Origin of the sequence: Microbacterium luticellae, from assembly GCF_050408645.1 — a bacterium.
Taxonomy (GTDB): Bacteria; Actinomycetota; Actinomycetes; order Actinomycetales; family Microbacteriaceae; genus Microbacterium.
This window is the reverse complement of record NZ_JBNTKE010000001.1, coordinates 202544-215821: the sequence shown is the minus strand read 5'-3', so window position 1 is coordinate 215821 and position 13278 is coordinate 202544. Positions and strand designations below refer to the sequence as shown.

Here is a 13278-nt window from a genome sequence, read left to right as displayed (position 1 = left end):
TAGAGGCGTTCGGTGATGGTGGACTTTTCTGAATCAGGCACCGACACTCTGTTCTGTCAGTTGTCCCGCTAATACGTGGGCGTGCACGTGAAAAACGGTCTGGCCAGCACCGGCACCGGTGTTAAATACCAGTCGGAATTCTCCGTCGGCGTGATTATCGGCTAACTGCTGTGCTGCTGCAACCATCTCTGCCAGAAGGCTCGGGTCGCTTGCAGCGAGCTCTGTCACGTTGCGGTATTGCTCGGTTTTGGGGATCACCAGCAGGTGCACGGGCGCTTGCGGTGCAATATCGCGAATTACAAACACGCGATCGGTTTCGAAAAGAATCTCGCCGGGAATATCACCGGCGAGAATGCGCGAGAAGATCGAGGGTTCGGTCATGCGTGCCAGTCTACTGCGCGGCGTTACCAGCGGCCTAGACGGGCCGAAAGCACGGCGATGGCCGCGGGGCCTGCGGTCGAGGTGCGCAGTACCGTGTCTCCGAGGCGTACGGGGCAGGCTCCGGATGCCTCACACAGCGCGAGTTCTTCGGGTGTAATACCGCCTTCGGGTCCCACGATGAGCGTAATGTTGCGACCATCGAGGTCGACAGTAGATACTCGTTCGCTCGCTGTGGGATCGAGAACAAGAACCTGCCCTGTTGTTGTCGACAGTGCCTGCTCGAGCGTGGTGACCGGGCTCACCTCGGGAATCCATGCACGATGCGCCTGTTTTGACGCTTCTCGAACGATGGTTGACCAGCGATCGTGTCCTTTACGAGCCTTTGGGCCTTCCCAGCGCGAAATGCTGCGTGATGCTTGCCAGGGCACGATGGTGTCGACGCCAAGTTCGCATGCTGCTTGAATCGCCAGCTCGGCACGGTCTCCTTTAGCCAGTGCCTGCACGAGGGTTATCTGTGGGTTCGGCCGTCGCGTTTCGGTGCGGTTCTCAATCAGAATGTGCACCTGTTGTGCGGCAACTTCTTGTGCCCGCCCCTCGAGCCATACACCGGCTCCGTCTCCGACCGTGACGGGTTCACCGACTCGCAGTCTGCGAACGACGGCGGCGTGTTTTGCTTCGCTCCCCGTGAGTGTCACGGTGTCTCCGGGGTGCGCTGCCGTAACGTCGTCAGACACAAAATGCAGCGCCACGACTAGTTTCCTCGGAATCGATCACGAAGTTTAGAGAATATTCCCTGGTGGAACTCGGCAAGCTTAGGAGCGGGAGATTTTGTGCGGCCAGCGAACTCTTCGAGCAGTGCACGCTGTTTGGCGTCGATCTTTGTTGGTGTAACAACCTGTACGCCCACTCGTAGGTCTCCGCGTTGCGGCTGACGCAGTGGGGTAATTCCTCGCCCCTTGATTGTCAGTACGTCGCCGGATTGCAGTCCGGCGCGGATCTCGAGCTCGACGGGGCCGTCGAGTGATTCAATGGTTGTTGTTGTACCCAGCACAGCGTCGGTCATAGACACTTCGAGCGTCGCGAGAAGGTCGTCGCCTTCGCGACTGAAGACCGGATGCGGCGCGACGGCAATTTCGACATACAGGTCGCCGTGCGGGCCACCGGCGCGCCCAATTTCTCCGGATCCGGGCAATTGCAGACGCAAGCCGGTCTCGACGCCCGAGGGAATATCTAAAGAAACGGTGCGCCGTGCGCGCACGCGGCCCTGTCCGTTACAGGTGGGGCAGGGGTGCGGGATTGTCGTGCCAAAGCCTTCACAGGCGCCACAGGGTGCTGTGGTCACAACATTACCCAGCAGGCTTCGCACCTGCTGCTGAACATGGCCGCTCCCGCCACAAACGTCACAGGTGACCGGTCCGGTACCTTGCTGACAGCAGGAGCCTTCGCACGTCTCGCACAGCACGGCCGTATCAACGTCGATGTCGCGGTGAACACCGAAGACAACGTCACCGAGTTCGAGATTGACTCGCACGAGGGCGTCTTGTCCTCGCTCGCGGCGGGAGCGAGGACGCGCAGCGCGTGGCCCGCCAGCTGCACCAAAGAATGTTTCAAAAATATCGCCGAAGCCACCGAATCCGGAGAAACCGCCGGCTCCGTCGCCACCCATGTCATAGCGCTGGCGCGATTCAGGGTCACTAAGCACATCGTAAGCGTGTGTTACGAGTTTGAAGCGTTCGGCAGCGTCTTCACCGGGGTTAACGTCGGGGTGCAGCTGACGAGCCAGCTTGCGATACGCCTTTTTGATCTCCTCTTCGCTCGCATCGCGCGAAACGCCGAGGGTTTCATAGTGGTCGACCACAGTCACCTTTCCCTGCGAGATTTATTCTCGCTTTTGTCTCCGTTGCTTTCACTGACTCTTCTCATCGTCGTCAAGAAGGTCAGACAAATAGCGTGCCACGGCTCGCGCCGCCGCAAAGTTGCTGGGGTAGTCCATGCGGGTTGGCCCCATAACACCTACGCGCGCCGTGCCCGTCGCACTGGCGTAGTTGCTCGTGACGATAGACGCCTCGGGCAAACCAAAAGCCTCGTTTTCGGTACCGATGCTGGCTGCAAGACCGTGTTCATCGACCACCATCTCGCTCATGAGCCGCAACAGCGTCACTTGCTCCTCAATGGCTTCGAGGAGCGGGTGAATGCTGCCCCGAAAATCATGTTCGCGTCGAGCCAATGTTGCAGCACCGGCCATAACAAGACGTTCCTGGCGAAACTCGGCAAGTTCTTCGCCGATGACTCGCGCGAGCGTTGCCAGCGCGGCGGTTATTCGTTGCTCGTGAGGCACCTCGGCCAGTTGAGACAGGAGTGCCGAAGCCTCGCCGACGGATTCACCGGTGAGTAATGAAGAAACCCGGGTGCGAATAATTGCCATATCTTGCTCGTCGAGCGATCCATCAAATACGGCGATACGCTGTGAGACCGCGCCCGAATCCGTAACGAGAACGACCAAAAGCCGGTGTGGACCAAGGGCAACGATTTCGACATGCGTAATGTGCGCACGAGCAAATGACGGATACTGCGCCAGCGCTACTTGCCCTGTGAGTCGGGTAAGTACACGAACAGTGCGCGCCATAAGGTCGTCAAGGTCGGTCGGCTCAGCAAGGAAAGCGGTGATGGCGCGGCGTTGAGCAGACGACAACGGACGCAACTGGGCGAGATGGTTAACAAAGACTCGATAACCCTTATCGGTGGGCACGCGCCCCGATGACGTATGGGGTGCCGTAATAAGCTCTTCGTCTTCGAGCTGCGCCATATCGTTGCGAATCGTCGCTGCCGAAACCCCGAAAGCATGGCGTTCAACAATCGCACGACTGCCTACAGGCTCGCGAGTCTCCACGTAGTCCTGCACGATGGCACGAAGTACCTGCAGGCCTCTCTCGCTAACCACCGGTCCTCCTTGTTCGCTCTCATGCTCAGCACACACCGAGAAGCAATATTGGCACTCGTCGATGCTGAGTGCCAATTCTACCGTGTCAGTTCGCGAACAACCGCGTCTGCTAACAGTCTCCCCTTGCGCGTCAGCACAACCGTACCCGTCAGCGCTTTGACGGGGTCAACAAGTTCGCGCGCAATGAGGTCGGCGACGCGCTGGCGAGCAGCATCCGGCAAACCAGAAATTTCGAGTCCCTCGGCCATGCGCGAGCGCAACAGTACATGCTCCAAATAGCGGGCCTCGGCATCGGGGCGTTCACGGCCAGCAGCGGGCGACTCCCCCGCGGCCAGTCGTGCTGCATACGCGGCCGGATGCTTAACGTTCCACCACCGCAAGCCCGCGACGTGACTGTGAGCACCGGGACCATAACCCCACCAGTGCGCGCTCTGCCAGTAGGCCATATTGTGCTGTGACCGATCACTATCGCTCCGCGCCCAGTTGCTGACCTCGTACCAGGAATAGCCGGATGCCGCGAGCACACTGTCTGCGAGCTCATACATGTCGGCCTGGAGATCGTCGTCGGGGGCAACGACCTCGCGGCGACGAATCTGACGGGCTAACTTTGTCCCCTCTTCGATGATGAGCGCATAGGCAGAAATATGATCGGGCTGCAATGCGAGCGCCTGATCGAGCGATGCGCGCCAGTCATCGAGTGATTCTCCCGGGGCACCATAGATGAGGTCGAGACTCACATGAAGGCCACTGTTTCGAGCCGCGGCGACAGCTGTAGCAACGTTATCGGGGTTGTGTGTACGGTCGAGTGCCGCAAGCACATGGGGCACCGCCGACTGCATACCGATCGACAGTCGATTGACCCCCGCCGCTGCCAGCAACTCTGCCGTCTGCTGCGTCACCGTATCGGGGTTCGCTTCGACAGTTACCTCGGCATCCGGAACAACACCGAAGTGATCGCGCACAGCATCGAGCATTTTTTGCAGGTCGCTGGGGGGCAGAAGAGTGGGCGTGCCTCCCCCAAAAAATACCGTCGACGCGCGGCGGTGCGCCCCCGATTTCTGCATGATCTCTGCCGACATCGCAATTTCGCTCACAAGAACGTCAGCGAACGCGTCTTGACGCAGGCCACGAAGCTCTGTGGCCGTGTAGGTGTTGAAGTCGCAGTATCCGCATCGCACGGTACAAAATGGCACGTGCAGATATACAGAAAACGGTGTTGATGAGTCGACAGCGAGGTCAGTGGGTAGCCGACCGTCCAGTGGTGCTGGGGTTCCCAGCGGTAACGCACCGACCATTACACACTGGTCGCGTACATCGGTGAAATCGCGCGCAGGTACTGGCCGAAAAGTGCTCGTCGGCGGCGTTTTACCAGGCCGGGAACGATGCGATACAGCATCGACTGCGCCGTATCGAAGGCGCGGACGCTAAACCACACTTCGTCATTGTCTTCGCGCCATACGAGATCAAAGAGTTCTTCGCCGCTCACCACCGAGTCGTCAACGGTGCCCAACACAAGCGTCACCTGTCGTGCGCTTTCGATGACCGAAATCACACGAATTTCTGCATCACCGCGCATGCCGTTAACACGCCCGTGCAGCCGCAGTGTCATCCCCGGAGCAGCATAGGGTGTGCCTTCGGCGTCGAACCGCTGCTCCGGTTCGTCGCGGTTCGGCGCAATCGGGTTTCCGTCAGCGTCAAAACTCACGCCCGAGTAAACGGGGCCGGCTGCGGGGCGCACGTCGGAGACCTGTAACCCCGCGACTCGCTGTGGTTTCCACGACAGCAGGGCGTCTGCAGCGTGACGAAAACGGTCTTCACCGCTGCCAATCCGCCACGACTGTTCTGCCGGAGTACTGCCCTCCGGTGGATAGTGCATGAGATCAGGTGCACTGGTGGCTCCCACGGCTGCATAATTAACCGTGCCTTCTCGGAACGTTCCGCGGCGCATGGTGATTACCTTACTGGCACTAACTGGACACAACCTTACCGAGGGGCCCTACTTCTTGCCCTCAACATCACCCGACAGTGCAGCGATGAAGGCTTCTTGAGGCACCTCAACGCGTCCTACCATCTTCATGCGCTTCTTGCCTTCTTTTTGCTTCTCCAAGAGCTTGCGCTTGCGCGAGATATCGCCGCCATAACACTTGGCCAGCACATCTTTTCGTATCGCTCGAATGTTCTCTCGGGCAATAATGCGAGCGCCAATAGCGGCCTGAATAGGCACTTCGAACTGTTGGCGCGGAATCAGCTTGCGTAGCCGTTCCGTCATCATTGTGCCGTAGGTGTATGCCTTCTCGCGGTGCACGATCGAACTAAACGCGTCAACCTTCTCGCCCTGCAGCAGAATATCGACCTTGACAAGATCGGCTTCCTGCGAACCACTGGGCTCATAATCCAACGAGGCGTAACCCTGTGTGCGTGACTTCAACTGGTCGAAGAAGTCAAAAACAATTTCGCCCAGCGGAATATTGTAGCGCAGCTCAACGCGGTCTTCCGATAAATAGTCCATCCCGAGCAGCGTTCCGCGCCGCGACTGGCACAGTTCCATCACCGTGCCGACGAATTCTTTGGGCGTCAGCATTGCTGCGCGAACCATGGGTTCCGTTACGGATGCCACTCGGCCATCCGGATACTCACTGGGATTCGTCACCGTCACTGTTTCGCCTGTGTCGGTCAACACCTCATAAACGACGCTCGGAGCAGTGGTGATCAGATCGAGTCCAAACTCGCGTGCCAAGCGTTCTGTGATGATTTCTAAGTGCAGCAGCCCCAGGAACCCACAGCGGAATCCGAATCCGAGTGCCACCGATGTTTCGGGTTCATAGACCAGCGAAGCATCCGAAAGCTTCAATTTGTCGAGCGATTCGCGTAGCTCCGCATAGTCACTACCGTCGATCGGATACAGTCCCGAAAAAACCATCGGTTTGGGTTCGACGTAACCAGCGAGTGGTTCTTCGGCAGGCTTTTGGGCATTGGTAACGGTGTCGCCGACTTTCGACTGGCGCACATCTTTGACACCGGTAATGAGGTAACCGACCTCGCCCACCCCGAGGCCTTCAGAGGGCCGCGGTTCGGGGCTGGAAACACCGATTTCAAGAAGTTCGTGATTCGCATGCGTCGACATCATCTGAATCCGCTGGCGCGGTTCAAGGTGGCCGTCGATCATACGAACGTAAGTCACGACGCCGCGATACGTGTCGTAGACCGAGTCAAAGATCATGGCGCGTGCCGGTGCTTCCGGGTCGCCCTCAGGTGGCGGGATTTCACGCACAATACGGTCGAGCAGGTCTTCTACACCCTGCCCTGTCTTTCCAGAAACACGCAGCACATCATCCGGGTCACCGCCGATAAGGTTCGCAATTTCGAGCGCAAACTTCTCAGGATCAGCAGCCGGTAAGTCGATCTTGTTCAGCACAGGAATGATCGTGAGGTCATTCTCGAGCGCAAGATACAGGTTTGCTAACGTTTGTGCTTCGATTCCCTGTGCGGCATCGACGAGCAAAACTGCGCCTTCGCACGCGGCCAGAGAACGCGACACCTCGTAGCTAAAGTCAACGTGGCCCGGCGTGTCGATCATATTGAGTGCGTACGGCACCGGCTCACCACCGTCATCCGACTCGCTCGCCCACGGCATACGCACCGCCTGGCTCTTGATCGTGATGCCTCGCTCGCGCTCAAGATCCATCCGGTCGAGATACTGCGCACGCATGTCACGGTCGGCAACCACGCCCGTGATCTGCAGCATGCGGTCAGCAAGGGTTGATTTGCCGTGGTCAATGTGCGCGATGATGCAGAAGTTGCGAATCTGCGTCGGCGGGGTCCCGGCAGGGGTCAAGGGTGTGGAAACTCGTGGTGACATGTTCCCCTGATTGTAGGCTCACCCCAGCCATATGTTCGATTCCGCCACGACAGTGATAGTCTCACCCGGTCGCTCGGGACAAATGAGGAGCGTTTTCTTCATCTGTTCAGCAGTATTGGCGGCTTCATCGTGCCCTACATCGCAAAATGGAGCTTCCAGTGCTTGAATAGCCTGCGACCCAGCGTTGTGTCGGAGACCCCGTGCGGCGTCTGTGAGAGAGAAAGAGCACAATCTTGATCAAGTACTTGGTGCGACGCACCCTCGGCTGGTTGTTGATGATTGTCATCGCAACCAACCTCACGTACTTTTTGGCATGGGCCTTTTTAGACCCACGAAGTAACTACGTGGGTAGAAGACCGCCGTTATCGCCGGAAGCGATTCATAATCTCCTGGTTCCTCGAAACCTCAGCGACGAGGTGCCGCTCCTTCAGCGGTGGTGGAACTGGTTCTCCGGCATCCTTTTTCGATGGGACTGGGGAGTGAGCCCGGTTGGTCAATCCATCAACGACCAGATTTCTTACCGCATGTGGATTTCCGCCGAGCTTGTTCTTGGCGCAACAATCATCGCGGCAGTGATCGGTATCGCACTGGGTGTGTACACCGCATCACGCCAGTACAAGCTCGCTGACCGCATCGGCCAAGCCACATCGATCATCACGATGAACATCAACATCGTCGTTGCTGCTCTCGGCATCGTGCTGCTGGCCATTGGGTTTAACGAGCTGGTGGGCACTCGCGTGTTCTTTGTCACTGGCTCGGGCAGCAAAGATGTTTCAGGCTTCTTTCCGTTCATCATCGACAAACTGCAGCACATTACGCTGCCCACCATTGCCCTGGTGATCGTAGGCTACGCCCAGTATCACTTTTTGCAGCGCTCACTTTTGCTCGACAACATCAAAGCTGATTATGTGCGCACCGCCAGAGCTAAGGGCCTCACCAAACCGCAGGCTGTGCGCAAGCACGCACTGCGCCCATCACTCATTCCTGTTGCCACGCAGCTGGCCTTTACGATTCCCGCCGTTTTTACCGGGGCGATTCTGACCGAGTCAATCTTTGGCTGGAACGGAATGGGTAAATACTTCGTCGACACGATCGCAAAAAATGACATCCACGGTGTCGTAGCAATTGCAGCATTCGGCGCCGTACTGACTGCCATTGGAGCAATCTTGGCTGATATCGCCGTTGTCGTTCTCGATCCGCGCGTAAGGGTGAGTTGATATGAGCACCGCATCCACTGTTCAGCCTCCCGTAGGCCCCGAAACAACGGCGACGCGTATTCCTCGCCGTAAGCGTGTGTCGGGCTTCCAGTTGTACTATCGCCGTTTTGTGCGTAACCGCCCCGCGGTCGTTGGCGTATTCATCTTCATCGCTCTCGTACTTTTCGCTGTAATAGGACCATTTTTTGCAAAGTACGATCACATCGAGCTCGACTTCCTTAATCTAGGAACACCGCCATCGGCCGAACACTGGTTTGGAACCAGCAGCGCGGGGAACGACAACTATGCGCAGGTTGTGATCGGCCTGCAGCGTTCGCTCATGATTGCCCTCGCGGTGTCGATCGGCACGACGGTAATTTCTGCCGTGGTCGGCACGGCAGCCGCCTATTTTGGTGGCATGTTTGAGCGCGTAACACTGCTCATCATCCACTTCCTCATGGTTGTTCCCACTTTTCTTATTCTTGCCCTGGTATCGAACAGCGCCGGTGGCGACTGGCGTGTTATCTCGCTGGCGCTGATTTTTACCGGATGGTTTTTTACTGCTCGTGTGATTTGGACCATGTCGTTGTCGCTGCGTGAACGCGAATTCGTGCATGCGGCGCGGTATATGGGTGTTCGCGGCATGACGATCGTTATGCGCCATATGCTGCCCAACATTGGCTCCCTGCTGGTAATTAACTTTGCTTTCGGCGTTGTCAGCGCTGTCATGGCCGAAACAGGGCTGTCATTTATTGGTTTTGGTGTGAAGATTCCGGATGTCTCACTCGGTTCACTGATCGGTTCTGGCGCCAACACGATCACGAGCGCCCCCTGGTTGTTCTATTTCCCTGCCGGTGCGCTCACTCTGCTTACCGTCTCTATGGCCCTCGTCGCCGACGGCCTGCGTGACGCCCTTGACCCGACGTCGGCGGCGGGAGGACGAGCATGAGTGCCCCCATTCTTTCGGTCCGTGACCTACAGGTCAGTTTTCCTTCTGAGGCAGGACGCGTCGACGCGGTGCGCGGCGTATCTTTTGACCTCGAAGCTGGTCGAACTCTCGGTATAGTCGGCGAGTCAGGGTCGGGTAAATCAGTAACGTCGCTGGCCATCATGGGTCTGCTCGACGACAACGCAAAGATCAGCGGCTCCGTCACCTTTAACGGACAAGAGCTCCTCGGCAAGACCGATAAGCAAATGTCAGTTATTCGAGGCAACGGTATGGCGATGATCTTCCAAGATCCGCTGACTTCACTGACCCCCGTCTTCACCATTGGTGACCAGCTGGTTGAGGCGCTCACTGTTCACGGCGGAATGTCGATCAAACAGGCTTCTGCTCGTGCGATTGAACTCATGCGTCTCGTGGGTATCCCCAGCCCCGAAAAGCGCATGAAAGCGTTTCCGCACGAGTTTTCTGGCGGCATGCGCCAGCGCATTGTTATTGCCATCGCTATGGCCAATAACCCGAAGCTCATCATTGCTGATGAGCCAACTACCGCGCTCGACGTCACAATTCAGGCGCAGATTCTTGATCTCATCGGCACAGCGCAAAAAGAGACGGGCGCGGCGGTCATCATGATCACGCACGATATGGGCGTCGTCGCAAAAACAGCCGACGACGTTCTCGTCATGTATGCCGGCAAACCGGTTGAGCATGCTCCTGTGCGCGAACTTTTTCACAAAACGCGCATGCCGTACTCCATTGGGCTGCTAGGAGCAATACCGCGCGTCGACAAGGTAGAAAAGCAACCGCTCATTCCCATTAAGGGCAATCCTCCGCTGCTGGTTAATTTGCCGGATGCCTGTCCTTTCGCGCCGCGCTGTCCTATTGCAATCGACGCGTGCCACGCGAAAGAACCGGCGCTGGAGAGCATTCACACCGGTGGTGGCAGCGATCACCGTGTGGCATGCATCCGGGCCGAAGAAATTGACGACGACGGCATGATCAACGGGGCTCCGGTGTACCCCGCACCGGAACTACCTGAAGACTCGCTCGAGAAAGTTCCGCGCGCCGAGCGACCCACAACGCTCGAAGTACGCAATATGAATAAGACTTTCCCGCTGCAAAAGGGAGCCTTCCTTAAGCGCACGGTCGGCGAGGTGCAGGCTGTGCGGGGCGTGTCGTTCGATGTTCGCGAGGGCGAAACGATGGCAATTGTGGGTGAATCCGGATGCGGTAAAACGACCACGCTATTGCAGATCATGGACCTCGTTAAACAGGTTGATGGTGAAATTACCATCGCCAATACACCGGTCTCGGATATTCGCGGCGGTCGCGCTGAACGTGAGCTACGACGCAATATTCAGATTGTTTTCCAAGACCCCATGGGTGCTCTTGATCCGCGAATGACGGTCACCGATGTTATTGCTGAGCCGCTGCGAGCCATCGGCACATCTCGTGAAGAAGCCGAAGCGCGCGTTGAAGAACTCATGGATCTTGTCGGGCTTGACCCGGCACACTCCAACCGCTTTCCGGGTGCATTCTCGGGCGGTCAGCGTCAGCGCATCGGTATCGCTCGAGCCCTCGCCACGAACCCGAAGATCGTCGTGCTCGACGAACCTGTTTCGGCGCTCGACGTGTCGATCCAGGCAGGTGTTATTAACCTCCTCGATGAACTAAAAATCAAACTCGGCCTTTCGTATTTGTTTGTCGCACACGACCTTTCGGTTGTGCGTCATATTGCCGATCGTGTGGGTGTTATGTATCTCGGCTCCTTTGTCGAGTACGGCGATGTTGATGAGGTGTTCGATAACCCTCAGCATCCGTACACTCAGGCGCTTCTCTCGGCTATTCCGATTCCCGACCCCGACATTGAGCGAAACCGGGAACGCATAGTGCTCCAGGGTGACCTGCCGAGCCCCGCCGAGCGCCGCACGGGTTGCTCTTTTGTGAGCCGGTGCCCGCTGTACCGCACGCTCGACCCCGAGAAACAGAAGTTGTGTACGACCGAAGAGCCGACACTGCACGGTGTAGAGGGCAAGCACACCAATGCTTGCCACTACCGGTGAATCATCGATCAATCCGATAACGGTTCGGAGTGATTCACCAAAGGGCACAGAATCGAGAGTTATTCTGCCCTCATTCCCCGACAGCGCCGAACACGGCGATTAAGGAGCACCACACCATGAAAGGCACCAAGAAGCTGATGGGCGTTGTCGCCCTCGGCGGCGCCCTCGCACTCGCAATTACAGGGTGCGGCACCGGCGACGGAGGCAACTCGTCCGACGGTGGCAACAGCAACGGTGGCTCGGCCACCGAAACGAAGGCGGCGGACTACAACCCGCAGCCGCGTGAAAACCTGCAGGAAGGCGGTGTCGTCAACTTCGGGATTAACGAGGTGACGCCGCAGATGAACCAGTTCCACAGCGACGCCTCGGCAGACACAGCGCGCCTGGCCGCGTGGTACATGCCGCAGGTTCTGCTCATGGAAGAAGATGGCACACCGTACAAGAACGACGCCTACCTTGATGACTGGAGCTACGGAGTGGAAGACGGCAAAACCGTCATCAACTTCACGGTCAACGAAAAGGCAACGTGGAACGACGGCACGCCTATTGACTGGACAGCGTTCGAAGCCACATGGCAGTCAAACCGCAGCAACGACGAGTACAACCCGAACGCAACAGACGGCTGGAAAGAAATCGAGTCGGTTGCCAAGGGCGACACCGATAAAGACGTTGTTGTCACGTTCAAGGGCGAATTCGCCTGGCCGCAGATGCTCTTCACGAGCCTCGTGCACCCCGATGTGAACACGCCTGAGCTTTTCAACGAGGCGTTCATTGAAGACCCGCACAACGAATGGGGTGCTGGCCCGTACAAGATCACCGATTACGACGTGAAGGGACAGAGCGCAACGTTCGAGCCCAACGAAAACTGGTGGGGCAACAAGCCACTGCTCGACAAGGTTACGTTCACAGGCCTCGATGCCTCGGCTTCGATTAACGCCTTCAAGAACGGCGAAATCGACATGGTCGGTACCGGCACCAAGGACCGTCTGGCACAGGTTGCCGACATGGAAGGTGTTGTCACCTACCGTGCGCAGCAGACAGCCAACACCCTGATTCAGGTGGATGCCGAGAAGCCGCAGTTCGCAGACCTCGATGTTCGTCAGGCGTTCTTCAAGTCGATCGACGTTGAACAGCAGAAGCAGATTGCCTGGAACGGACTCGACTACGATGAAGAGCCCGCTGGCTCGTTCACGCTGTATTCCTTCCAGCCGCACTATGTCAACGCATGGTCAGAAGCCGGTGGCGACTACGACGCTGATGCAGCAAACGAACTACTCGACGGTGCCGGCTGGGAGCCCGGTGACGACGGCATTCGCGAGAAAGACGGCGTTCGCCTCGAGGTGGTCTACCCCATCTTTGGCGACGACCCCACAACCGAAGCCCTGGCCAAGGCTCTGCAGCAGCAGCTGAAGGCTACCGGCTTCGACGTGAAGATCGACAAGCGCGCACCCGCCGACTTCTCGACCGACTACACGACGAAGAACTGGGACATCATGTCTTTGCGCTTCACGTCGTCTGACCCCTTCGGTGCAGCCTGGTTCTGCCAGCTGTACTGCTCCGACAGTGGCCTGAACCTTTCGGGCACGAGCACGCCGGAGATCGATGAGCGCATCCACTCGGAGCTCGAGTCGATCACCGACCCAGAAGAGCAGACCAAGAAGGCCATGGAAATGGAAGCCGAGATCTTCGCCGAGACGTGGGGCATCATGCCTCTCTACAACGGCCCGTCGATCTCGACCGTTAAGGAAGGCCTTGCCAACCTGACGCCTGAGCCCTACGTGGGTCTTGACCTCTTTGCGGTTCACCCCGTAGAGAACGTCGGCTGGGAGAAGTAAGTCTTCTACAACCACTGAGGGGGTCGGATGCGTTGCATCCGACCCCCTCTTTTCCTTAAA

11 protein-coding genes are annotated in these 13278 nt (G+C 57.9%); 4 read left to right on the top strand and 7 right to left on the bottom strand.

Annotation, left to right across the window (positions count from 1 at the left end; all coding sequences use genetic code 11):
* Positions 1-33: 33 nt before the first annotated feature.
* From ACQUSW_RS01050 to lepA, 7 genes are all read right to left on the bottom strand, one after another.
* A complete protein-coding gene (locus ACQUSW_RS01050; RefSeq protein WP_428930438.1) occupies positions 34-381 on the bottom strand; it encodes an HIT domain-containing protein in 348 nt (115 codons plus the stop codon).
* Positions 382-404: 23 nt separating this feature from the next.
* Positions 405-1130, bottom strand: a complete 726-nt coding sequence (locus tag ACQUSW_RS01045) for a 16S rRNA (uracil(1498)-N(3))-methyltransferase (protein ID WP_428930437.1) — start codon at positions 1128-1130, stop codon at positions 405-407.
* Positions 1131-1132: 2 nt separating this feature from the next.
* Positions 1133-2239, bottom strand: a complete 1107-nt coding sequence (dnaJ, locus tag ACQUSW_RS01040) for a molecular chaperone DnaJ (RefSeq protein ID WP_428931244.1) — start codon at positions 2237-2239, stop codon at positions 1133-1135.
* A gap of 48 nt (positions 2240-2287) precedes the next feature.
* Entirely contained in the window at positions 2288-3322 is a 1035-nt protein-coding gene (hrcA, locus tag ACQUSW_RS01035; protein WP_428930436.1) for a heat-inducible transcriptional repressor HrcA, read from the bottom strand.
* A 77-nt stretch (positions 3323-3399) separates the two neighbouring features.
* Complete coding sequence (gene hemW / locus ACQUSW_RS01030; RefSeq protein WP_428930435.1) at positions 3400-4617, bottom strand: radical SAM family heme chaperone HemW; 1218 nt, start codon at positions 4615-4617, stop codon at positions 3400-3402.
* Positions 4617-5270 (bottom strand): DUF1990 domain-containing protein, encoded by a 654-nt coding sequence (locus tag ACQUSW_RS01025; protein WP_428930434.1) that lies wholly within the window; start codon positions 5268-5270, stop codon positions 4617-4619. Before ACQUSW_RS01025 ends, hemW begins: the two co-directional genes overlap by 1 nt.
* A gap of 48 nt (positions 5271-5318) precedes the next feature.
* Positions 5319-7181 (bottom strand): translation elongation factor 4, encoded by a 1863-nt coding sequence (gene lepA / locus ACQUSW_RS01020; protein WP_428930433.1) that lies wholly within the window; start codon positions 7179-7181, stop codon positions 5319-5321.
* A gap of 233 nt (positions 7182-7414) precedes the next feature.
* Between lepA and ACQUSW_RS01015 the strand changes: the two genes are divergently transcribed.
* From ACQUSW_RS01015 to ACQUSW_RS01000, 4 genes are all read left to right on the top strand, one after another.
* Positions 7415-8398, top strand: coding sequence for an ABC transporter permease (locus ACQUSW_RS01015; protein ID WP_428930432.1), 984 nt, complete (start codon positions 7415-7417; stop codon positions 8396-8398).
* A gap of 1 nt (position 8399) precedes the next feature.
* Positions 8400-9326 carry an ABC transporter permease gene (locus tag ACQUSW_RS01010; RefSeq protein WP_428930431.1) on the top strand — a complete coding sequence of 309 codons (927 nt, stop codon included), beginning with the start codon at positions 8400-8402 and terminating at the stop codon, positions 9324-9326.
* A complete protein-coding gene (locus ACQUSW_RS01005) occupies positions 9323-11383 on the top strand; it encodes an ABC transporter ATP-binding protein (protein ID WP_428930430.1) in 2061 nt (686 codons plus the stop codon). Before ACQUSW_RS01010 ends, ACQUSW_RS01005 begins: the two co-directional genes overlap by 4 nt.
* A gap of 116 nt (positions 11384-11499) precedes the next feature.
* Positions 11500-13218, top strand: a complete 1719-nt coding sequence (locus ACQUSW_RS01000; RefSeq protein ID WP_428930429.1) for an ABC transporter family substrate-binding protein — start codon at positions 11500-11502, stop codon at positions 13216-13218.
* The last annotated feature ends 60 nt before the right edge of the window (positions 13219-13278 follow it).